The 22,802-nt window shown below is 48.8% G+C and carries 17 protein-coding genes; 13 read left to right on the forward strand and 4 right to left on the reverse strand.

Annotated features, from left to right (window positions below):
• Positions 1–25: 25 nt before the first annotated feature.
• The 9 genes from recF to HCG48_RS20090 all read left to right on the forward strand — a co-directional run bounded on the left by recF (position 26) and on the right by HCG48_RS20090 (position 9,816).
• Positions 26–1,201, forward strand: a complete 1,176-nt coding sequence (recF, locus tag HCG48_RS20050; RefSeq protein WP_168570749.1) for a DNA replication/repair protein RecF — start codon at positions 26–28, stop codon at positions 1,199–1,201.
• A gap of 21 nt (positions 1,202–1,222) precedes the next feature.
• Positions 1,223–2,263: an ABC transporter ATP-binding protein gene (locus HCG48_RS20055; protein WP_168570750.1), complete on the forward strand. Its 1,041-nt coding sequence runs from the start codon at positions 1,223–1,225 to the stop codon at positions 2,261–2,263.
• Positions 2,264–2,429: 166 nt separating this feature from the next.
• Entirely contained in the window at positions 2,430–3,104 is a 675-nt protein-coding gene (locus HCG48_RS20060) for an ABC transporter permease (protein ID WP_445974472.1), read from the forward strand.
• Positions 3,105–3,340: 236 nt separating this feature from the next.
• Positions 3,341–4,123, forward strand: coding sequence for an ABC transporter permease (locus tag HCG48_RS20065; protein WP_168570751.1), 783 nt, complete (start codon positions 3,341–3,343; stop codon positions 4,121–4,123).
• A gap of 322 nt (positions 4,124–4,445) precedes the next feature.
• Complete coding sequence (locus tag HCG48_RS20070) at positions 4,446–5,312, forward strand: aldo/keto reductase (protein WP_168570752.1); 867 nt, start codon at positions 4,446–4,448, stop codon at positions 5,310–5,312.
• A gap of 260 nt (positions 5,313–5,572) precedes the next feature.
• Entirely contained in the window at positions 5,573–5,896 is a 324-nt protein-coding gene (locus HCG48_RS20075; protein WP_168570753.1) for a CU044_2847 family protein, read from the forward strand.
• A gap of 3 nt (positions 5,897–5,899) precedes the next feature.
• A complete protein-coding gene (locus HCG48_RS20080) occupies positions 5,900–8,701 on the forward strand; it encodes an nSTAND1 domain-containing NTPase (protein ID WP_168570754.1) in 2,802 nt (933 codons plus the stop codon).
• A gap of 66 nt (positions 8,702–8,767) precedes the next feature.
• Positions 8,768–9,127, forward strand: coding sequence for a hypothetical protein (locus tag HCG48_RS20085; RefSeq protein ID WP_168570755.1), 360 nt, complete (start codon positions 8,768–8,770; stop codon positions 9,125–9,127).
• 299 nt (positions 9,128–9,426) lie between these two features.
• A complete protein-coding gene (locus HCG48_RS20090; RefSeq protein WP_168570756.1) occupies positions 9,427–9,816 on the forward strand; it encodes an SH3 domain-containing protein in 390 nt (129 codons plus the stop codon).
• A gap of 128 nt (positions 9,817–9,944) precedes the next feature.
• Here HCG48_RS20090 and glgP read toward each other — a convergent pair whose 3' ends face one another.
• Entirely contained in the window at positions 9,945–12,173 is a 2,229-nt protein-coding gene (gene glgP, locus HCG48_RS20095) for an alpha-glucan family phosphorylase (protein WP_168570757.1), read from the reverse strand.
• A gap of 136 nt (positions 12,174–12,309) precedes the next feature.
• Entirely contained in the window at positions 12,310–13,347 is a 1,038-nt protein-coding gene (locus HCG48_RS20100) for an IS630 family transposase (protein WP_168571816.1), read from the reverse strand.
• Between the two features lie 503 nt (positions 13,348–13,850).
• Here HCG48_RS20100 and HCG48_RS20105 point away from each other — a divergent pair.
• The 3 genes from HCG48_RS20105 (at position 13,851) to rimM (ending at position 17,302) form a co-directional block, all read left to right on the forward strand.
• A complete protein-coding gene (locus tag HCG48_RS20105; RefSeq protein ID WP_246259655.1) occupies positions 13,851–15,050 on the forward strand; it encodes an RNA-guided endonuclease InsQ/TnpB family protein in 1,200 nt (399 codons plus the stop codon).
• A 304-nt stretch (positions 15,051–15,354) separates the two neighbouring features.
• On the forward strand, positions 15,355–16,635 hold the full coding sequence (locus tag HCG48_RS20110) for a valine--pyruvate transaminase (RefSeq protein WP_168570758.1): 1,281 nt from the start codon (positions 15,355–15,357) through the stop codon (positions 16,633–16,635).
• A gap of 4 nt (positions 16,636–16,639) precedes the next feature.
• Positions 16,640–17,302 carry a ribosome maturation factor RimM gene (gene rimM, locus HCG48_RS20115; protein WP_168570759.1) on the forward strand — a complete coding sequence of 221 codons (663 nt, stop codon included), beginning with the start codon at positions 16,640–16,642 and terminating at the stop codon, positions 17,300–17,302.
• A 322-nt stretch (positions 17,303–17,624) separates the two neighbouring features.
• Here the strand turns inward: rimM and HCG48_RS20120 are convergent, their stop codons facing one another.
• Both HCG48_RS20120 and HCG48_RS20125 read right to left on the reverse strand, forming a co-directional pair.
• The gene (locus HCG48_RS20120; RefSeq protein ID WP_168570760.1) at positions 17,625–20,735 is read right to left on the reverse strand and encodes a sensor domain-containing diguanylate cyclase; all 3,111 of its coding nucleotides are present in this window, start codon (positions 20,733–20,735) and stop codon (positions 17,625–17,627) included.
• 317 nt (positions 20,736–21,052) lie between these two features.
• On the reverse strand, positions 21,053–21,583 hold the full coding sequence (locus HCG48_RS20125) for a pentapeptide repeat-containing protein (protein ID WP_168570761.1): 531 nt from the start codon (positions 21,581–21,583) through the stop codon (positions 21,053–21,055).
• A 723-nt stretch (positions 21,584–22,306) separates the two neighbouring features.
• Between HCG48_RS20125 and HCG48_RS20130 the strand changes: the two genes are divergently transcribed.
• A complete protein-coding gene (locus HCG48_RS20130; protein WP_168570762.1) occupies positions 22,307–22,741 on the forward strand; it encodes a hypothetical protein in 435 nt (144 codons plus the stop codon).
• Positions 22,742–22,802 lie beyond the last annotated feature (61 nt).

The following is a 22,802-nucleotide window of genomic DNA, read 5'->3' on the forward strand; positions in this document are numbered from 1 at the left end:
TGTTGAGTTGCCCTCCCCACTTCCTATGTTTCTCCAAAGCCTGCTCCTGCGGCAGTTTCGAAATTATCGCCACGTCCAAGTCGAATTCAACGCCCCCAAAACGATTTTGGTCGGGGATAACGCTCAAGGTAAGACCAATTTGCTCGAAGCCGTTGCCTTACTTTCGACGTTGAAAAGTGCCAGAGCCCGGCGCGATCGCGATTTGATTCTCAACGATGAAACGATCGCCCAAATTAATACCACTCTCAAGCGGTTTGACAATCCCGTGGATTTGGCGATCGCCCTGCGGAGTAACGGTCGCCGAACGGTGACGGTCAATAACGAAACTTGTCGCCGTCAGGTCGATTTTTTGGGCATTCTCAATGTCGTTCAATTCTCCAGTTTGGATTTAGATTTGGTTCGCGGCGGTCCCGACGGGCGCAGAACATGGTTAGATACTTTGTTGATCCAACTCGAACCGATCTATGCAGACTTGCTGGCAAAGTATAATAAAGTCCTGAAGCAGCGCAATGCCTTACTCAAGGAAATGCGAACGCGCGACGGGGGCAATCGCCCCGATCCCGCCCAATTCGATTCCGAGTTAGCCCTCTGGGATGCCCAACTGGCGGCGATCGGCGCCCGAGTTACCTTGCGGCGATCGCGGGCGATCGACCGTCTCGCCCCGGTGGCGGAAACCTGGCACGGCGCCATTAGCGGCAGAACGGAAGCGTTACAGATGAGATACGCTCCTAATGTAGAAGCAATGAGCGATCCAGAAGTGAGAGACGATCTCGATCGCGGCAAACAAGCGTTTCTCGATAAAATTCAGGAAAAGGCGATCGCCGAACACTATCAAGGAACCACCTTAGTCGGTCCCCACCGCGACGAAATCGAATTCAACCTCAACGACCTCCCCGTGAGACAATTTGGGTCACAAGGACAGCAACGCACCCTCGTTCTCGCCCTCAAACTCGCCGAACTCAAACTCATTGAAGAAGTCGTCGGCGAACCGCCCGTTTTACTCCTCGACGACGTCCTCGCCGAACTCGATCCCAAACGACAAAATCAACTACTCGACGCCATTCAAAACCGTTTTCAAACCCTCATTACGGCTACTCATCTCGATGCTTTCGAGCAAGATTGGATTCGTTCCTCGCAAATTCTTCAAGTTAAAGCCGGAGAAATTTGGGCCGAGGCGATCGGGAGTCGCAAATTGTTCTAGAAAAAAAGATTAACACGAATCATGCACGATCCCTCAACTCAGCCTATTATTTTTACAGAAAAACTCAGTAAAGTTTACCCCGTTCCCATTAAAGAACCCGGACTAAAAGGCACGATCGATCACTTCTTTCGGCGCAAATATCGCCATATCGAAGCTGTCAAACAGGTTTCATTTCAAATTCAACCCGGCGAATTTGTCGGCTTTCTCGGACCTAATGGCGCCGGAAAAACAACGACACTCAAAATGCTCACCGGACTGATTCATCCCTCCGAAGGACGGGTAGAAGTAGCGGGTTACCTTCCCTATCGTCGCGAACCCCGATTTTTGGAAAAAATTACCCTAGTTATGGGGCAGAAACAACAACTATTGTGGGATCTTCCCGCCCTCGATTCCCTCCGTATTAATGGGGCCGTTTATGGAATTGGCGATCGTGAATGTCAGCGTCGCATCGACGAACTCACGGAAATGTTATCTTTATCGGGAAAACTCAATCAACCCGTCCGTAAATTATCTCTCGGCGAACGCATGAAAGTCGAGTTAATGGCGGCGTTGTTACACCAACCACAAGTTTTATTTCTCGACGAACCGACCCTCGGTTTAGATGTCAACGCCCAAGTCAGTGTCCGCCAATTTTTGAAGGAATACAACGAACTCACCGGGGCGACTATTTTATTAACCAGTCACTACATGGCGGACATTACAGCCCTGTGCGATCGTGTCATCGTTATTTACTCGGGGCAGTTAATTTACGATGGCAGTTTGGAAGGATTAGTCGAAAACTTTGCCCCTTATAGAGAAGTTCAATTAGAGTTAACTTATCCGATCGAAAATATAGAAAAATTCAAAGAACGACTCGCCATGTATGGAGAGATAGAATCCCTCGAAGGGCAATCGATTCGTTTACTCGTTTTTCGAGAAAACTTGACCAAAACTGTCAGTAAAATTATCTCGGAATTAGATATTTTAGACCTCACCGTCACCGATCCGCCCATCGAAGAAACGATCGCCCGGGTCTTTCAAGCCGGAACTATCGATGGGTCTATTCTTAAAACCTCAGAATAAATCTTATCTCAACATCCCTTATTATTCCTCTTCTCAAATGCTCTTGAAAATGCTATTACGTCTGTTTAGACTGGCAAAAGTTTTTCTGTCTACTTACTACGCAAACAGCCTCGAATATCGAGTTGAAATTGTTTTTTGGGTACTCTCAGGTTCTTTCCCCTTAATCATGATGGGAATTTGGAGCGAAGCCTCACAAACGGCCAATTTTAATCTCGATTCACTTGATATTTTCCGCTATTTTCTCTCAGTTTTTATCATCCGTCAATTAACAGTAGTTTGGGTAATTTGGACGTTTGAAAAAGAAGTAGTTACGGGCAGTCTTTCGCCGAAGCTTTTACAACCTGTCGATCCCGTATGGCATCCGTTAAGCGAACATCTGAGCGAACGACTCGCTCGATTACCCTTTTTAATCGGGTTATTGTTATTATTTTTTGCAATTTATCCCGAGGTCTTTTGGATTCCCTCTCTCAGTCAATTCTTGTTAACGGCGATCGCCGTCGTTTTAGTCTTCTCATTGCGCTTTTTAATTCAATATACCTTTGCTTTATTTTCATTTTGGTTGGAACGAGTCGTCGCGATCGAGCAGTTTTGGTATTTAATCTATATCTTTTTATCGGGAATGATTGCTCCTTTAGATGTATTTCCCGAAACCTTACGCCAAATCGTTTTATGGACGCCATTTCCCTATTTACTCTATTTCCCCACCGCTCTTTTAATCGGTTTACCCGTAGATATCGGTCGCGGATTCATGGTAACAATCGCGTGGTTGTTGGCGTTCCTAATTTTTAATCGTTGGTTATGGAAACAAGGAGTAAAGCGGTATTCTGGAATGGGAGCTTGAGGATTTTAGATTGTAGATCGTAGATTGTAGATTAAGGAATTTCAGCCTGCTGGAACTGCGAGGATCTCGATCGCTCGCGATCGCCCAATTTCAATGCTCAACAGCTTAATCTGTGATTCCCATACCAACACCAAATCCACCCACGAAACCAAAGTTTATCTCTCGATTGTTCCAACTGATTTAAAATGTATAGACTGTCAATCACCCCTAAAAAATAGACATTTTAGAGAAAGAAAATGAGACGATATTTAAAAGTTTTAAGCTTATTTTGGAAAACGGCGATCGCCGCCGAATTAGAATATCGATTTAACTTTTTGATGGCGACTTTGAGCAGTATTGGCAATCTGATCGGGAGTTGTTTTAGTTTGTTTTTATTTTATCGAACCGGATACAGCTTTGCGGGTTGGCGTTGGGAAGAATCCCTGATTGTTTTGGGAATTTTCACCTTATTACAAGGATTTTCTACTATTTTTCTCGTCCCCAATCTCAATCGTATCGTCCGTCAAGTCCAAGAGGGAACTCTCGATTTTATTTTACTCAAACCGATAAGTTCTCAGTTTTGGCTGTCGAGTCGCATCGTTTCACTTTGGGGTATCCCAGATTTGATTTTTGGCTGTATTTTAATTGGTTATGGAGGCAGTAAGATCGGAATTGCACCATCTAATTATCTGCTCGGAATCATTCCTATAATCTTTGGCACGATCGTGCTTTATAGTCTGTGGTTTATGTTGGGTTCTACCAGTATTTGGTTTGTCAAAATCTATAATGTTACGGAAGTTCTACGGGGATTGCTCGAAGCGGGACGATTTCCGATGGTCGCCTATCCCGTCGCTTATCGAGTCTTTTTCACCTTTATCGTTCCCGTTGCATTTTTAACGACAGTTCCGGCGGAAACCTTTCTCGGACGGGTGAATTTCCCCTCGATTCTCGCTTCCTTATTTTTGGCGATCGCCCTCTTTTTTACATCTAATAAATTCTGGCGGTTTGCAACTCGCTTTTACACTAGTGCTTCGAGTTAAAGGGATTTAAAATCGTAGATTGTAGCTTTTAGATTGAGATCGAATCTGCGGTGAAACTTCATGTTCACAAACATCGATCGAGATCCGATGTAAACGGATGGTCTTAATCCAATCATTTAACCTGTCATTCCTCTGGAAACACCAAATCCACCCCCCGACCTCGGACTTTAGCCACGGTCGAATCGAGTTTGATTTTATCCCTTAATCATTACAGGTAATCTGAAATTAATATATTTCATTCAAAAATCTAACAAATGAAAGATTGAAAATTGGCTAAAAAATGATACCAAATGAAAAGAGCAAAATTTCAAAAAGCATCGATATGGAAACTAAAACATTAGGCCATACAAACATAGAAGTCGGCGCGATCGGATTGGGGGCGATGCCGATGTCGATTAGTGGCAGACCGCCGGAATCTGAGGCGATCGCCGTCATTCATCGCGCCTTGGATCTGGGAGTGACCCTCATCGATACGGCAGATTCCTATTGCCAGGACGAATCGGACAAGCATCACAGCGAGCAGTTAATTGCGAAAGCGCTGCAATCTTACTCCGGCGATAAAAGTCGCATTTTTGTAGCGACAAAAGGGGGACTGATGCGTCCCGGGGGAACCTGGAAGCTCAACGGCGACCCGAAGCATATACGAGGGGCGATCGCCCGCAGTTTTGAAGCCCTCGGCGGCGACAAGCCAATCGACTTATGGCAATACCACGCGCCGGATCCGGCCTATGCGATCGCCGAGTCCCTCGCCCCGGCCAAGGAAGCGGTGGAAGCAGGAAAAATTCGCTATATCGGCGTTTCCAATTTCTCGGTCAAACAAATCGAGGAAGCGCGCCGAGTCGTCGAGATCGTTTCCGTGCAGAATCAATACAATCCTTGGCACCGCAACCCGGAAACCGAGGGGGTATTGGACTATTGCGAACGCGAGGGACTCACCTTTTTCCCCTGGAGCCCCCTCGGCGGGTCCCGTCGCGTCGGCAATTTGCAAGATATCCGGGCGATCGCCCAACTGGCCACGGAGAAAGGGGTTTCTATATATTGTATCGTTTTAGCTTGGTTACGGGCTAAGTCACCTTGTATTCTTCCCATTCCCGGCGCGAGCAAGGTATCTAGTATCGAGGATTCAGTACGGGCGATCGAGGTGCAGTTAAGTCCCGCAGAAGTGCGACAAATTGACGACGGGATTTAATTGTTGTTTGGGCGAACCATCCCGTCGTCAATTTTAGGGAACAGGGGAACTATGAAGTTCGCCTGTTTCATCGATTTTCATCGATTTGAGATCGCGGTGATTTGCTTCAAAAGCCATTTTTCCATCGATAAAAAATTTTATTTCAGAACATTTTTTCACAATTTTTAACACAAAACTTCGATCCAGGCGATGACAGTCCGTGAGAAGATTTGTTAGGATTGTAAAAAATTAATCTAGCTTTTTTAAAACCACAATTAGCCATGAAACACCTCGTTGAATTCGCCCTCGAAGGTGGAGACTCTGTTTTTGTGGAAGTAGATGCCGCCCCACAAGCTGCGGACGATCGGATTGGCATTACGGACGACATTGCCGAAAAAGCTCAAAAAAGCTTCGAGGTAGCGATCGGTAAAATTCAACCTGTCGCTAATGCCATTATTGGTAAAGTCCGCAGTCTTAACGAACCCGCCGATGAAGTCGAGGTCAAGTTTGGGATCAAAATGAGTGCGGATGTTGGCGCCGTCATTGCTTCCGGAAAAGGAGAGGTCAATTACGAAATTACTTTGAAATGGACTAACTCTAAATAAACCATGACTGCACCCCTTGAGTCATCGGTTATTCGGATTTACTCAGCTTCAAAAACTGTTGTGGGGGCGGGCTTTCTAGTTTCAGACAACCAGGTTTTGACCTGCGCCCACGTGGTGGCCTTTGCCTTGGGAATACGGGCAAATTCTCCCGAACGGCCAGAGACATTAGTTTGTCTCGATTTTCCCTTAATTGCCCCCGGGAAGTTGCTCTCGGGACGAGTCATTTTTTGGAAGCCTGTCAATCCTAACGAGTTAGAAGAAGACCTGGCAGTTTTACAGTTAGAAAGTCCTATTCCCGAAACAGCTTTTCCGATAAAACTGGTAACCGCCGATGATTTTTGGGGTCATTCATTCCGTGTTTTTGGTTTTCCTAAAGGTCAGCCGATGGGAGTTTATGCTTCCGGTGTGCTGCGCGGAAAGACGGCTAAAAGTTGGGTGCATTTAGAGGATATTAAAGAACCGGGTTTTCGCTTGGAAGAAGGGTTTAGTGGTGCGCCCGTCTGGGACGAACAATTGCAGGGAATCGCGGGAATTGCGGTAGCTGCTGAAAAAGAACGCCCGGACGTGAAAGGGGCTTTTATTATCCCGACAAATTTATTAATTCAAGCTTGGCCGGAGTTGAGCGATCGCACGATCGCCCAATGTCCCTATCGGGGTTTATTTGCCTTCCGCGAAGAAGATGCTCGTTTTTTCTTTGGGCGAGAAGGGTTTATCCAACAAATCGTCCAAGCTGTCGAAAAGCGGCAATTCGTCGCGGTTATCGGTCCCTCGGGCAGTGGAAAATCTTCCGTGGTGTTTGCCGGGTTAATTCCCCAGTTGAGACTTCAACAAAAGTGGGCGATCGCCTCCTTCCGTCCCAAAGCCCATCCCTTTGACGAATTAGCCCGGGCTTTAGTCGGGTTAAAAGCCAGCGATCGCTCCGAAATCGAGCAAGATTTAGCGGCTTTGGAGTTGTCCAATGTGCTGCAAAGCAAAGACTCGGCGATCGAAACTTGGATGGGTTCAATTTTAGAAAAACATTCCGGTTCTCGCTTGCTTTTAGTTGTAGATCAATTTGAAGAACTCTATACCTTATCTTCCAGTCAACAAACCCGAGAAAAATTTCTCGATCGCCTCCTCTGTGCCCTTCAAAATATCCCGGATTTTAGCCTCGTTTTAACCTTAAGGGCGGATTTTCTCGGTTATGCCCTTTCTTATCGTCCGTTTGCCGATGCTTTGCAAGGGGCCGACGTGAAACTCGGACCGATGAAGGGTGAGGAGTTGTACGAGGCGATCGCCCATCCGGCGAAATTATTAGGTGTGAGGTTACAGCCCGGGTTGGGCGATCGCCTTCTCGAAGACGTGGAAAAATCGCCGGGAAACTTGCCCTTACTGGAATTCGCCCTCGAACAACTCTGGGTCAAACAAGAAAACGCCTGGCTGACTCATCACGCTTACGAGGCTTTTGGGGGCGTCGAAAAAGTTCTCGCCCACTACGCCCAGGAAATCTACGACAACCTCTCTCCTTCCCAACAAGAACAAACCGAAAAACTATTCATCCAGTTAGTCCACCCGGGAGAAGGAACCGAAGACACCCGCCAAGTTCTGGTTTGTAGTCATTGTGCGTCACTCAATCCACAAAAATGCAGTTTAGTTAGGGATTTAGCCTCTCGCCGCTTAATCGTCACGGGCTATCAGGAAGCCACGGGAAACACGACCATCGAAATCGTCCACGAAGCCTTAATTCGAGAGTGGGATACCCTACGTCAGTGGATGGAAGCCAACCGTGCCTTTCGCATTTGGCAAGAACGCCTGAAAGCGAAAATGCACGAATGGGAAAGGATGGGAAGAGATGAGGAGGAGTTATTAAGTAATAACGGTTTGGCCGAGGCAGAAAAGTGGCGAGAAAAACGGTTAGAAGAACTCAGTGATAACCAGCGAATTTTTATTCAGTTGAGTTTGGCCAAGCAAGAAATGGAAAGAAAGCTTGAGGAAGACCAAAAAAAACATGAGTTAATGCTAGAACGACGAGCAAAACGTCTCGCCCAGTCTGTGGCAGGTATTTTGGGGGCGATCGTACTTTATACAAGCTCCTTGCTTCTCTACCCCAAGTTATTAAGTTGGCAAACTCAACGAGACAGTGAAATGATAACAATCTCAACAGGAGTGGCTATTATTGGAACAAACATCCCCGATTCTACCAATGAAGAAAGACCAGAATCTAGAATTAGATTGCCAGCTTTTCGTATTGACAAATATGAAGTTTCTAATCGCTTATATGCTCGATGTGTAAGAGTGAAAAAATGTTCTGAGCCTACTGATTCTATCAATTACCACGATCCAAATAAATCAGATCGTCCTGTAGTAGGAATTACACCCAAACAGGCGGCTGATTATTGTCGCTGGCTAGGCAGGCGGTTACCCAGTCATTTAGAATGGGAACGAGCGGCTCGGGGTTCTGAAGGGTTTAAATGGCCTTGGGGCAATGAAGACTTGACCGCAAATCATGCAAATGTTTGGTTTATTGAAGGATCGCAGAAAGAAACAGAACCGATCTCAACCTATCACGAAGACCGAAGTCCTGAAGGGGTAGTTAATTTAGCAGGGAATGTTCGAGAATGGACGTCTTCTATTTATCCCCAGGATGATTATCAAAACCCCGATCGACATAAAGTTTGGGATGGTTTACCTCAACATTTGAAATATAAACTCATTATAAAGGGTGGTGGATGGGAAACCTCTCTTGAAAATATTTCATCGATTGACTATGGAGATCGAACGTATCACGATCTATCATTAGGTATGCGCTGTGTTCGTTCTCATTAATTTTAGACACGAAATATATGGCTGTCGAATCAAAAAAATATGACTTGAATTATTGGAGATTAACTCATGTTAAGTTCATCCCAGCCCAACAATCGTTTTTTCCGTTCAGCACCACAAGAAGTTATTAAATTTAAATACAAAATAACATATATAATTAAACCCAGGAGTGGAGATTTTTATGTAAAAATAAAGAACTGGGAAAATTTAGTTTCTGCAACCATTCAAGGAGTACCTGATGGTTCCATAAAAGAGATAAAACGTCAGGCCGATGGTGATTTGAGATATGAAATAAAATCAGAACATGGATTCAGTCAGTTTCGTGTCGTAATTTACAATAAAGATTATCCTCAGAGTGAATTTCAACTGAGTGCTCATGCTGTTTCAATTTCCAAACGACAAATTGAAAAGATTGAGAATGAGTTGTGACTTTACATACTGGGGTGCATCTCCAATCTAAATCACTTCCATCCAGATTATCGATACGAGCCATCCCTATAGTGCAGTGAAGACATGAGGTGGCTTTCAAGAAACCTAAAAAACAAGAATCTTGGGAAGAAATCCGATCGCCCATCCCCCACATCCTTGCCGAGTTATCGCGGCGTTTAGATCGAGATGCAAGATTGACGATCGACCTTTTGGGCGGCTATAGTCGGTGCATCGCGATCGCCAGATTCGCGGTGCATCCACAGGCGATCGCCAATCTTTAAACTCAATTGAATAAAACGATGAAAGTCAGACCTTTGATTCTCAGCGCGATCGCCGCTACTGGGGCGATCGCCATACACTCGGCAGTCGCACTCGCACAAGGTGCCGGAATCGGCTATCGAATTTCCGATACCTCCTACTGTTCCACCGAACTCTATACCGAAGATTACAACGGGCGCGTCAACGTCCGCGAAGGCCCGGGTCTCGGTTACGAAGCTCGCCATTACGGCGTTGACGGCGATTACATCGATATCCTGCGTGCCAGTCGGGGCGGCGATCCGAACGAGTGGGCCGCCGCCGAAGATCGCTCGGGCTACATTTGGTATCAAGTCGGCTTTCCTGCCAGTCGCGCTTACGGCTGGGTACGGGAAGATTTTCTCGTGTTACCGCCGACGGAATGTCGCAACTGAAGAACGCCGATTGAAAACATCAACGAAATGGGGGGCGTTGGCTGAAAACACCCCCCATTCTTGTTTTACAGTTAGTTAAATTCAATCGAATTCAATGGAATTCAATTAACTTGAGGCGATCGCAACCCCTAAGCCAACACGCTCGATCGCAGTTGGGTCAAATCGATCGCCGTTCCCGGCGCGTACACCTTCGCCACGTAATCCGCAATCATCCGATCCGTATTGAACGCCTGACCGTTGGTCTCGATCGATTTTTTCATCATCCGAATCCAACCGTGAGGAATCCCGTTGGCGTCGCGATCGTAATACAACGGCACGATCTCCTCTTCGAGCAACTTGTACAGCGACTCCGCATCGATTTTATCCTGCAAGTCCTGATCGCTCGTGTGGGCATCTTCACCGATCGCCCAACCGTTGAGACCCTTACCGTCGGGGCCTTCTTGATAGCCCTCGCACCACCAGCCATCGAGAATGCTGCAATTCAAGCCGCCATTAAAACAGACCTTCTGACCGCTCGTTCCCGACGCTTCCAGAGGACGGCGCGGCGTATTCAACCACACATCCACCCCTTGAATCAACTTGCGAGCCGTGTACATATCGTAATCCGGGACGATGACCACTCGCGATTGCAAGTGCGGGTGCTGGCGCGACCATTCAAACAAGCGTTGCAAAATCCGCTTGCCTTGTTCGTCCGCCGGGTGGGCTTTTCCGGCGAACAGCAGTTGCACCGGACGCTCCATATTCGTCAGAATCCGCAGAGCCCGTTCCGTATCGTGCATCAACAGATAACCGCGCTTGTACGTACTGAAGCGGCGCGCAAACCCGATGGTCAACACATTCGGATCGAGCAACTGATTTGCATTTTCGATCCAGTAATGGTCTTCACCCGCTTCCTCGCGAGCCTGGCGAATCTTATTGCGAGTGTAGGCAATCAAGCGCTCTTTGAGCAATTGGTGACGCCACCACAACTCCTCGTCCGGAATCTCGTGAACCTTCGCCCAGACTTGAGGATCCGCCATGCGACTCGACCAGTCCTCGCCGAAATATTGGGCGTACAAGTCGCTCATTAAGGGGGCGGTCCAGGTGCGGGCGTGGACCCCATTGGTAATGTGACCGATGGGCACCTTATCCACCGGGGAATCGGGATAGAGAATGTTCCACATTTTGCGCGAAACTTCCCCGTGCAGTTTGGAAACCCCGTTCGCCGTCCGACACAAGCGCAAGGCGATCACGGTCATGCCGAACGGTTCCCACGGGTCGCCGAGACGGCGGGCGCCCAGGGCCATAAACTGTTCTTGGTCGAGACCGAGTTGGGGCCAGTAGTTGGAGAAATACGACTCCATCAAATCCCCGGAGAACGCATCGTGTCCGGCGGGAACGGGGGTGTGAGTGGTGAAGACGCAACGCTCGCGCACCGAGGCTTCGACATCGTAGAAGGATTTACCCGTGGCGATCATTTCTTGGCGGGCGACTTCCAAGGTGGAGAAGGCGGCGTGACCTTCGTTGAGGTGGTGGATGGCAGGGGTAATGCCGAGGGCTTTGAGGGCGCGCACCCCACCGATCCCGAGGACGACTTCTTGGGCGATCCGGGTGTCTTGGTTGCCGCCGTAGAGGTGTCCGGTCAACCAGCGATCGATCGGGTCGTTATCATCGCGGTCCGTATCGAGGAGGTAGAGGTTGACGCGTCCGACTTGGGCTCGCCAAATTTGCAGGTGAACGCGACGTTGGCGCAGTTCGATATCGACGACAATCGGTTCGCCGTTGTCGTCGGTCATCAACTGCAAGGGCATGTCCTCGAAGATGTGATCGATGTAGTAGTCTTCTTGCCACCCGTTGACGCTGAGGCGCTGGCGGAAGTAGCCCTGACGGTACATCAAGCCGACGCCGACCATCGGCACGCCCAAATCGGAGGCGGATTTGAGGTGATCCCCGGCGAGGATGCCTAAGCCGCCGGAGTAGATCGGTAAGGATTCGTGGATGCCGAATTCGGCGCAAAAGTAGGCCACGGGGCGATCGCGCGAAATTTGCGGGGCGACGCGACTGGCCCAGGTTTGCGGCTCGTTCATGTAGCGATCGAACTGTTGGGCGACTTTGGCCACCCGTTTGATGTAGGTCGGATCGCTGGCCAATTGGCTCAAACGGTTGGGATCGGCATATTTGAGAATCGCAACGGGATTGTGTTCCAAGCGATCCCACGCTTCGGGATCGATATTGCGAAAGATGGAGATGCGATCGCCCGTCCAACACCACCAGTAGTTATAGGCAATATTGGCGAGGGGTTTGAGGGTGTAGGGTAATTTCTCGCGCAGTTGCTCCACAGCCGTGCTGGCAGATTGGCTCACGATAGAATTCTGCATAAGTTCACTCTCTTACGGTTTGCTCGTTCTCGATCTCGACAGATCGGGAATCTTTGGACTTCGGTAACCGATCGGTTTCGCGATGGTAACGGCATTTGGAAAAAGCTCTCCATCTGCGACTCGTTCTATAGCAATCCTAAGTCATTTGTGGCAAAAATCCATAAGAATATAGCTTAGGGAAATCAAAAACTTGGCCATCAGCAAATATCTTGAATAGCTCTTTAACTCTTTTAAATGAATCACATAAAAAATAAAATGTTCTCAAGAAATTTTTAGTTTGCAGCCAAATATCTTCAACTGGATTTTGCTCGGGAGCATTCGGAGCAAACTTCGTACAAGTAATCAACCATTCATCTTCTTCTAAGCCTTCATTTAGCTCTTTTAAAAAATCTCGAAATTGTTGAGAGTCGTGATACCTGGCACCATCCCAAAAAATGGCTAATTTTTGTCCCGGTCTTTGTTCTCGTAAGTATTGTATAAACTGAATGGTATTGTCGGTATCGGCTTTCGGGTATTCTTGAAGAATAAATTCATGAGTTTGGTAATCTAAAGCGCCATAATAACTTTGGCGACTTTTTTGGTTTTTAATGGGAATTTCGACTCTTATATCTTTTCTTCCCCAAACAAAACCCAAGACGTCTCCCCAAAGAAGATGACATTCATCAATCATAAACACAGCAAGCTTTCCAGCTTTGATATCCTCTTCCCAGTCCTTAAGCTTCTTTTGAATTTCTTCTTCTTTTTTTTTGACTAGCTTTTCATCTTTGGCTGGATTCTTTTTTTGCGACTTTTTCCAGCTCATGCCAGCCGCTTTCAGCAAGTCATAATAACTTTGATTTGAAGAATAAATCACGTTGTATTCTTGCTGCAAATATCGTTTTAAGTCAGACAATCTCAAATACTCTTGTTGTCTTATCCATGAAGTGATTTGTGTTTTTTCTTCCGGTTTTAGATAGCCTTTACTTCCTTTGTATTGAAGATTCAAACTCTCAACACCCTCAAAAATTGCTTTATTTTTCCATTGACTAACGAAGCTCGAAGAAACATTTAATATTTCTTCAATTTTCTTAGAGGGTTGACCAGATAATTTCATTTTGGCTGCCAATGCTCTCTTCATTTCTTTGGTATTTGTGGTATTTTCAATGAAATTATCTAGCTCGTCTATGATATTCATGAGGTCTGTCTGATATTGAGAATCTTCCGTGTATATTATAACAAAAAAAGCTTCCATGAATCATTTAGGACTGCTATAGATGGAGGGGATGTTTGTTGAGGGGAAGGTCTCTCTAGCTTCTTGAGGTTTTACACCGGGACTTGCGCTTCTTGACTCGTTGCTGTCAGTCAATTCTTACACAGATTAAGCCCTAAATTTCAACCAAAAATTTTATCTTTTTTTAACTTTTATAAAATCCCGTTTATCTTGTACGGAGTTGTTGACTTATTGAGGGGTTTTCTGAGTTGTGAAATAGCAGGCGATCGCGTCTGGAAATTTTAACCAAGTAAGGGTTAACTACAGAAGCTGAGAACTTACCTAATCTTACTCAATCTTACTCAAATCGTGAGAAATTCCCGGAGCATTGACCAATATTTCTAGAAACTGAATTGTTAATAAAGTCATCAGTGGTGGTAAAATTAGCACTAGTTAGGCGCCATTGGTAGCGTAGAGCATTTAACTCCATGTTATTAGGGTTTAAAACACAACTTAAAGTTAATCTGACCCAACGACAAAAACTCGCTCGTCATGCGGGAGTGGCGCGTCATGCTTACAATTGGGGTCACGGATTGTGTTTAGGAATTTTATCACATAATGCCGGTTGTCGTCCCGATGAAAAAATCAAATTTCCCACAGCTATTGACTTACATAAGTGGTTAAATAAGTTAGTAAAACCAGAGAATCTGTGGTATTACGAAGTTTCTAAGTGTGCCCCTCAATACGCTCTCAGAGATCTCGCCCAGGCGTGGCAAGATTGCTTTAAAAAAAAGAAATCTAGACCTAAATTTAAGAAAAAAGGTAGACAAGACAGCTTTACTCTAGATGGAACCATAAAAATATTATCTGAAAATAAAATTCAGGTTCCTGTCATTGGAATTCTGAAAACTTATGAAAGATTATCGGGAAATTATCAACCCAAAAATGTGACGATTAGTCGAGAGGCAGATCGCTGGTTTATTTCGTTTAAAATAGATGTCAACGTGAGCCCCACCGAGAAGAAAACAGATGTAGTGGGGATAGATTTGGGGATAAAAGCGCTTGCCACCTTATCAACGGGAGTAAGTATAGAAGGAATAAAAGCATATAAAAAGCATTCAAATAAACTAGCTAGACTCCAAAGACAAGTTAGCCGAAAAAGTCGCGGCTCTGCCAATCGAAAAAAGTCCCAGCTTCAAGTCCAAAAACTCCATCGGAAAATCGCTAATCTCAGAAAAGATACGTTACATAAGTTGACCTCACGATTATGCAAGAACCACGCCGTTAATGTGATAGAAAACTTAAACGTATCGGGCATGATGGCCAATCATAAACTAGCTAAATCTATCGCCGATATGGGGTTTTATGAATTTCGACGGCAGATGGAATATAAGAGCCAAATATATGGGTCACAACTAATAATCGTAGACAGATTTTATCCATCTAGTAAAATCTGTTCTAATTGTGGAAGCATTAAAGACTCATTACTCTTATCAGAAAGACTGTTTGGTTGCGACCATTGTCATCTCAAAATAGACAGAGATTTAAACGCAGCTAAAAATCTGGAAAAAATAGGTCGAGCTACGGCCAAATTAACGCCTGTGGACAAGAGCGAGCCCTACGGGTTCGTCAGTTGCTCTACTTGGGGAGACCCCAAGACCGCACTGACTCACCGACTCCCTTGGTAGAAGCAGGAAGTAAAATCGACTCAAACGTATTGTTCATCAAGCTTTCAGACTTGATGGGTAAGTTTGGGTAAGTTTTATCTAGCGGTTAGCACAGGAGCGATCGCAAGTCATCCATTTCAATAAAAATTAATCAAAAAATAACTTCAAATCATCAAAAACCGCACAGGCGAGTTCCGGGCGCACGGTGAGGGTCGGCGAACCCCCGCCGTGCGGGTCTGGGCCGAAGCGATCGCGAGAGTCGAAAATCGGCTAAAATCGTTAGATTATTAAAATAAAACATGTCCTTTTCCCGACCGAAAAACCTATGAACCCTGCCCTGACCCAATTCGGCGAACAGATGTCTCACCTGACTGGCGTGCGAGCCATTATGAAAGACATTATCGAAACCCTACGAGCCGGAGAAGGGCGGGAGTTCATTAACCTGAGTGCGGGCAATCCGGTGATTTTGCCGGAAGTCGAACAACTGTGGCGCGATTGTACTGCCGAACTGCTCGCCAGTCCCGAATACGGCGAGGTCGTCTGTCGCTACGGTTCCTCCCAAGGCTACCAACCGTTAATCGAAGCGGTCAAACAAGATTTTAACCGACGCTACGGGTTGAATTTGAGCGATCGCAACATCTTAATCACCCCCGGCAGTCAATCCCTCTACTTCTACGCCGCCAACGCCTTCGCCGGACGCACCACCGACGGCGAACTCAAGCGGATGGTGATGCCCTTGAGTCCCGACTATACCGGATATGGGGGCATCAGTCTGGTTCCCGAAGCCCTCCTCGCTTACAAACCGACCCTCGAAATCGACGAAGCCAGACATCGCTTTAAATACCGTCCCGACTTCAACCAACTGGCGATCGACGAAAACACGGGTTGCGTGATTTTCTCCCGTCCGTGCAACCCGACGGGGAACGTGCTGACCGACGAAGAACTGAAAAAAATCGCCGATCTCGGCGCCCCTTACGACGTTCCCACGATCGTCGATTCCGCTTACGCACCGCCGTTCCCGGCGTTGAACTTTACCGAGATGACTCCGGCGTTTGGGGGCAATATCATTCACGGACTGAGCTTGTCGAAAGCGGGGTTACCCGGGGAACGGATCGGGATCGCGATCGCCGACGAACGGGCCATCCAAATTTTAGAATCCTTCCAGACGAATTTGTGCATTCACTCCCCCCGCTACGGACAGGCGATCGCGGCGCGGGCGATCGCCTCGGGATCCTTGAGCGAAATTGCCGAAACGGTCATTCGTCCTCACTATCAAGAAAAATTTGTGATTCTCGAAAGTACCCTCGATGCCTCGATGCCCAAAGACCTCCCCTGGTTCCTCCATCGCGGCGAAGGGGCGATCTTCGCCTGGTTGTGGTTAAAAGACCTGCCGATGAGCGATTGGGAATTCTATCAAAAACTCAAAGAAGTCGGCGTAATCGTCGTTCCCGGGAGCACCTTCTTCCCCGGATTGCGCGAGGAGTGGGCACACAAACACCAGTGCATCCGCATCAGCTTGACCGCCAGCGCCGACGAACTGCGGACCGGGATGCAGCGCTTGGCGAAAATGACCGAAAGTGTTTACGCTCGTGCGGCGGTGAGCTAACAAGATGAATCGAGAGCGTCGTCAACGGTCCTCTCCAGAAGCGATCGCCCCGGAGTTGGACGAATGGATCGAAATCGGTAAAGTGGTCGCCGCGCAAGGATTGAAGGGAGAAATGCGAGTTTATCCGTCTACGGATTTTCCCGAACGGTTCGAGCAACCGGGACGGCGCTGGTTGCGCTATCCGGGAAAGGAGCGACCGGAACCCGTGGAGTTAATTTCGGGGTATTTTCTCCCGAATAAGGGGCTGTACGTGGTGCAGTTGGCTCAGGTGAGCGATCGCGACGGCGCCGAAGCCCTGCGCGGCTGCATTTTTGTCGTTCCCCAAAGCGATCGCCCGGTTTTGGAAGCGGACGAATTTCACGTGCGCGACCTGATCGGGTTGGAAGTGTTCGACGGGCGCACGGGCACGGTGGTGGGAACCGTGGTGGATTTGATCCCGACGGGGCACGATTTGCTCGTGGTTCGTCCTCACGGCGAGTCCGAGGCGGAAGGGACGGCGGGGCCGATTTATATTCCCTTCGTGCGCGAGATCGTCCCGGTGGTGGACTTGGAGGCGGGACGTTTGGAAATCGAGCCGCCGGAGGGGTTGTTGGAGGTCAACGCGCGATCGCCCCAGTCGTCGAAATCGCGCAAGTCGGGGAAATCGCGCAAGTCGGACAAGGGCTAAGAATTGGCGGCAAGGGATTCCAGGGAAACGGTTTGTGACATCCTCCCGACGCTGAATCAAAGATTGCAGCGCGGGCTTCCCAACCTCACGATTGGGTATTCCTGCCCCACGCCACTTATCTAGGTCATCGACCCCCGACAGACCGACTTGACAGGCGGTTTCCATTCCCCAGAGTCCCTGGGTTACTGCATCATCAACATGACCGTAATTTTACTACAAGCTATAGCTGCTGACAAATGCTGGCCTCATCCTCTCGATGGGGATGAGGCCAGCTCGGGGAGCTATAAGTCCCGACGCTGATGCTTCGCATACAGCGCGGGACTTATAGCTCCCCGAACCCCTCAAAAGTTAAAATCGCGCGATCGCGTCCCTGGGATTTGGCCTCGTATAAGGCGCCGTCGGCCACTGCCAAGGCGCGATCGCTGCGGGAATTGAGCCTCGGTTGGCAGACGACGACCCCCAAACTCAGAGATACCCAGTTCATGGGCGACTGCTCGTGTGCGATACGCAGCTCTCTCACGCTTGTGCGAATATTGCTGACGACGGTCATCGCTCCCTCACAAGAGGTATTGGGAAGGACGATCGCGAACTCTTCGCCGCCGTAGCGGGCGACTAAATCTCCGGGACGCTTGACGGCGCGATCGAGGGTTTGGGCGACTTGTTGCAAGCAGCGATCGCCCGCTTGATGGCCGTAAGTATCGTTGTAGCGTTTAAAATAATCGATATCCGCCAAAATCAGGGCGATCGTCCCCCGATCGCGGATCGTGCGCCGCCATTCGCGGTCTAAATACTCGTTAAAAGTACGGCGATTGGCAACTTGCGTCAGACCGTCGAGACTGGCGAGGCGATGTAACTCTTCGTTGGCGACTTCTAATTCTTTAAATAAGATCGATTGCTGGATGGCGATCGCCAGTTGGGTAGAAAGCTGCTCGAACACCTCGATCTCGAAGGGCTGCCAGTCGCGCGGTCCGCGACAGTGGTGAGCGACGAGCAGACCCCACAAGCCGTCTTGACTTTCGGCGATCGGATTGGGTTCGCCGTGTTGAGTAGTGCGATGGGGAAGTTTGGACTCGACCAGAAGCGGGGCGATCATTTTCGCTTTGACCCCGAAGGGTTTTAGCATCTGGATCAAGCATTCGGGGACGTGCTGCCGTTCCATATCGGCGATCGCCCGGACCGTTCCCCGACGGTAGCGCGCGTAACAAGAGGTAGGAAAGATTTCCTCGTCGAAATCCTGACCGAGAATCGAAACTTGATTCGGCGCCACCGCTTCGGTCATCACTTTGCCCCGGCGATCGCTCATAATCCGATAAATGACGACGCGATCGCATTCCAACAACTGGCGCACCTCACTCACCGCCGTTTCTAAAATTTCCTCTAACTTCAACGACTGGCGAATCCGCGCTTGGGTGGCGCTGACCAAGCGTTCGCGCTGGCTTTGATAGCGCAGGGCTTGTTCGGCGCGCACGCGTTCGGTAATGTCTTGGACTAACGAGGCGATCGCGATCGTTTCGCCGCCGCGACCGATTAACGGCGTATTGTACCACTCGCAAATAATCCGCCTGCCGTCTTTCGTTTCATTTTCGCTGATGCAACAGGCGCCCCCTTTCTGTTCGAGGCGTTCGCGCCACAGTTCGCGGGCCGAATCGATTTGAGATACGGGAAGCAAAACTTCGATCGAACGTCCGATAATTTCGTCTTTGTGATAGCCAAAAATCGCTTCCGCCGCCGGATTCCATTCGAGAATTCGACCTTGTAGGTTGCACTCGACCACGCCGAGGGGAGTTTGTTGTAAGTGCAACGATAGTTTTTGTTGGGAGTTGCGTAAGGCGGCTTCCACCTGTCGGCGTTCGGTCAAGTCCGTGGCGATCGCGATCGAGCCGATCGTCTGACCCGTCTCGTCTTCGATGGGATTGACCCGCAGTAAGACTTTCAGCCGCCGACCGTCGCGCGATCGTTGGCTGACGCGACCGCTCCAGGGGAGTCCCTCGGCGATCGCCCCTAACACGGTCTCGGCGACGGCGCGATCCTCGAACAGGATCGGCAATCCCCCTTCCTTGTTGAATTCCGCTACCGTGGGATAGCCGAATAACTGACCGAAAGCGCGATTTTGATAAATTTGACCGCCCTCGGAATCGGCAATCGAGATCGCGTCCGTGGTACTTTCTACCGCTTGGGTCACGCGCACCAAGGCTTCGAGAGCCTGTTTGCGATCGGTGATATCGCGCAAGATCGCCAGCACTTCGTTTTCGGCGTAAGGGACGATTCGACCTTCTCGGTGGCGCCAGCGACCGTCTATTTGGAGCTGATATTCCCAGGTTTGGATGTTCCCGGAGGCGATCGCCCGTTCGATGTGACCCATCGCCTCGCGAGCGACGGCTGCGGGCCACGCTTGGGTTAAATGCTGTCCGACTTGGACGTCGGACAGGGTAGGCATGGCGTGTTCGGGGGCGTCTTTGTACTCTAAAATCGTGCCGTCCCCGCGAATTCGCAAAATCAGATCGGGAATCGCTTCGACCAAGGCGCGATGTTTGGCTTCGCTGTTGTCGAGCCGATCTTGGACTTGCTGGCGGTTGGCGAAGCTGTCGTGCAGGGAATCGGTGATATCGACGCAAGACCCGACATAGGCGATCGCCTCCCGGCTGGGACGAGAGCGATCTTGGGGAATGCCGATGTCCAAGATCCAGCGATATTGCCCGTCGTGGCGGCGCAAGCGGTACTGCAGCTCGAAAATTTTTCCGCTTTTTAAGCCCTGGCAGTAGTTTTCCCAACAGGCGGCGCGATCGTCCTCATGCACGTTTTCTAACCAGCCGCGCCCCCGTTCTCGTTCGAGGGGGCGCCCGGTAAAGGCGAGCCAAGCGCGGTTGAAGAATGGCCGATCGCCCGTCGGGTCGGCGCGCCAAAACAGCGACGGCAGGCGATCGGCGAAATCGCACAAGGTCTGTGAGTCCCCCGCTTTGGCGATCGCGGGCGGGTTCGCGCCGTTCGGTTCCGCCACGATCGCCATTCCCATCGCCCCTCCATCGGGAGCGGCTAACGGGATGGCTCGCACTTGGATTTGTGCGGTCGTTCCGTCGGAGCGGGTCAGGGTTAGGGAGCGATCGACCCGGGTTTGCGTGGCTTTGGCGGTAGCTTCGAGTTCGGCGAACAGCGACAAGTGGAGTCGGCAGCTTTCCCGTTCGCACATCAATTGGCTGTCGGTTTTACCGCGATAGTCCAATCCTTTTAGCTCGAACAGTTCGAGCGCCCGATCGTTGGCGAACAACCAGCGATTGGCCACATCTTTGACGATCGCCCCTTCGGCGATCGACTCGACAATTGCCCCTAACCCCATCTGTAAATTCGATGTCATCTCTGTCCACAAGTGATAACGGACGTGGGGTTTAGCCTGCTCTGGGCTGGCCGCGCTACGGAATTGTACTTCTAATTGCATCGCTAACTTTGGCTTGGAAAAAAAAATTATTGCCACGACGATCGCCGAGTCCCCCGCGATCGTCGTCCGCCCTCGGGAAGATAGTTTCCCCTCAAGAGAAACGATTTACAATTTGCAAGATTCTTGACCTTTTCCGCCCCCAGTTATTGTCCCCTGTCTTCCGAGATTGCTGGCAGGTTCCCCCCAATGTTAATGAATGTAACAAATTTTCACCTTTCGTTTCCTCCTCCCTCCGGTTCGGGGGCAGTCTCGCGGCCACCTCAATCCCTCGCCATTCGGCGCGATCGAGACCTGCCCTGCTCGGGAGCGATCGCCGCTCAACTGTCCCCAGCTTCACAGCGAAGCCGCGCCGTTTTCGGCGATCGCTCGATGCGGTCGAGATCTTGGCTGCCATCGTAGATTGTCGCCGCATCCCAGAGTTTTGCCCCGTCTAACTTCGCCCCGCTTAAATTGGCTCCAGTTAAATCGGCGCCACTGAGATCCGCATAACGCAGATCCGCCCCCGCTAAATTTGCTCCCGCCAAATCCGCATCTACGAAATTGGCAAAGATAAAATTACTGTTACTTAAATTGGCATCGTTCAAGCGAGCGCAAGTAAAATAAGCCCCTTCAAAATTACTTTCGCTCAGATTGGCTCCCCTTAAATTCGTTTGTCTCAAACGCGCGTTTTTGCGGATGGTTTTACTTAAATTCGTCTGCGCCAAATTGCATCCTTGGCAGTTACGCACTTCCCCGCGCAAAAAGCGTTCGGCCAAGTCCTCGGTTTGAGACCGTGCGGGGGCAGAGGTACCGAGGGCAATGACAACTACGGCTAGGGCGATCGGTATGGGGTTGGTTGCTTTATTCATGGTTATTATTAGTTTTTTAAATGCTCCAAATCCACAAAAGAATCGCTTCCAAGCTTTGATTTTAATCTTAAAACTTTATTAAGTCTATTGTCTATTGTGCGGCGATCGCTCCGTCTGCAATCCCCGGCGATCGCCCAATCCCCTGAAAAACCGCTACAATCGTTTGGCCGACCCAAGTAAAGAGTAACCATTATTCGCTGAGTGGGAGCCTCGGTCACCCTCGACCCACTCAATTTAGCTACTTTTACTTAGATAAGAAATGTAACGAGACATCTATTCAGTATTTATACGTAAATAAGAGCAATTTACCGCCTTTTCAATACCGTTGTAGTTGGGTCTATCGTTCCTCAATATTCTCATTTGTCAAGTATTTTACGATCCAATTTTTGAAGGCTTCGTGCGATCGCCTTCAAGGTTGGGGGCGATCGTAAAAATTTAAAGAACTCTATAAACCTCCCAGTTTTCAAGAGTTTTGCCCAGCACTTCTCAGTGAGGATCGTCGAATAAAGACCAAGAACCGATTTTTTTTAAGCATTAAACGTCAGCAAAATTTAACAAAAATCGATCCGTTTAGAGACAATCACTTTAGAGAAATAAAAATAAAAAAATTAAAAAATGTAAACCTAAAAAGTGATTTCCAATACAAAGTCAAAAGACTCTTGACACCCCCGCTCTAAATTGGTTATGAAAGATTCGAGATACACCAACCATAAGGAAAACTCCATGATCTCGAAATCTTTCGTCAAAGGGTTCAATCTACCCGCTTTAGTCGGTGCCACCGTCGGCTTATTGATGCCCGTCTTGCCTGCTGTCGCCCTTTCTCCCACCTCGAATGTTGCAGAAACTTCTAATTCTGCTGCGACCGAAGAACTATTAATCGCTCAAGGTGGATGTCCTCGTGCTACCACTATAGAAGCCTTCACCACCGATACCTATTACGCCTATATTTGTGAAGATGGGAACGGCGATTACTTCTACTACGGTGTCAACCGTTCCACTGGCGAATCGGTCAACGTATATGGCGTTACCTTTACCGATAGTGGCTATTATATGGCGACTACCTACGACGACTATGGCAACGAGTACACCTACATGGTCGGAGCATCTTTAGAGGTGTACGAAAACGGCGAACAAATTTGGTACGAATCCACCTACTAAATTGGAACATTTCATCCGTAACGTTCCGATTTCATCGATCGCCTCAAATACAATCATCCCC

It is taken from the genome of Oxynema aestuarii AP17, assembly GCF_012295525.1.
Lineage (GTDB): Bacteria > Cyanobacteriota > Cyanobacteriia > Cyanobacteriales > Laspinemataceae > Oxynema > Oxynema aestuarii.

What these genes read in the sequence shown, in the direction of transcription:
- HCG48_RS20085 (WP_168570755.1), top strand. Translation starts at nt 8,768, where the DNA reads ATGTTAAGTTCATCCCAGCCCAACAATCGTTTTTTCCGTTCAGCACCA.
- glgP (WP_168570757.1), bottom strand. Translation starts at nt 12,173, where the DNA reads ATGCAGAATTCTATCGTGAGCCAATCTGCCAGCACGGCTGTGGAGCAA.
- HCG48_RS20105 (WP_246259655.1), top strand. Translation starts at nt 13,851, where the DNA reads ATGTTATTAGGGTTTAAAACACAACTTAAAGTTAATCTGACCCAACGA.
- HCG48_RS20060 (WP_445974472.1), top strand. Translation starts at nt 2,430, where the DNA reads ATGATGGGAATTTGGAGCGAAGCCTCACAAACGGCCAATTTTAATCTC.
- HCG48_RS20075 (WP_168570753.1), top strand. Translation starts at nt 5,573, where the DNA reads ATGAAACACCTCGTTGAATTCGCCCTCGAAGGTGGAGACTCTGTTTTT.
- HCG48_RS20065 (WP_168570751.1), top strand. Translation starts at nt 3,341, where the DNA reads ATGAGACGATATTTAAAAGTTTTAAGCTTATTTTGGAAAACGGCGATC.
- HCG48_RS20100 (WP_168571816.1), bottom strand. Translation starts at nt 13,347, where the DNA reads ATGAATATCATAGACGAGCTAGATAATTTCATTGAAAATACCACAAAT.
- rimM (WP_168570759.1), top strand. Translation starts at nt 16,640, where the DNA reads ATGAATCGAGAGCGTCGTCAACGGTCCTCTCCAGAAGCGATCGCCCCG.
- HCG48_RS20120 (WP_168570760.1), bottom strand. Translation starts at nt 20,735, where the DNA reads ATGCAATTAGAAGTACAATTCCGTAGCGCGGCCAGCCCAGAGCAGGCT.
- recF (WP_168570749.1), top strand. Translation starts at nt 26, where the DNA reads ATGTTTCTCCAAAGCCTGCTCCTGCGGCAGTTTCGAAATTATCGCCAC.
- HCG48_RS20125 (WP_168570761.1), bottom strand. Translation starts at nt 21,583, where the DNA reads ATGAATAAAGCAACCAACCCCATACCGATCGCCCTAGCCGTAGTTGTC.
- HCG48_RS20110 (WP_168570758.1), top strand. Translation starts at nt 15,355, where the DNA reads ATGAACCCTGCCCTGACCCAATTCGGCGAACAGATGTCTCACCTGACT.
- HCG48_RS20070 (WP_168570752.1), top strand. Translation starts at nt 4,446, where the DNA reads ATGGAAACTAAAACATTAGGCCATACAAACATAGAAGTCGGCGCGATC.
- HCG48_RS20055 (WP_168570750.1), top strand. Translation starts at nt 1,223, where the DNA reads ATGCACGATCCCTCAACTCAGCCTATTATTTTTACAGAAAAACTCAGT.
- HCG48_RS20090 (WP_168570756.1), top strand. Translation starts at nt 9,427, where the DNA reads ATGAAAGTCAGACCTTTGATTCTCAGCGCGATCGCCGCTACTGGGGCG.
- HCG48_RS20130 (WP_168570762.1), top strand. Translation starts at nt 22,307, where the DNA reads ATGATCTCGAAATCTTTCGTCAAAGGGTTCAATCTACCCGCTTTAGTC.
- HCG48_RS20080 (WP_168570754.1), top strand. Translation starts at nt 5,900, where the DNA reads ATGACTGCACCCCTTGAGTCATCGGTTATTCGGATTTACTCAGCTTCA.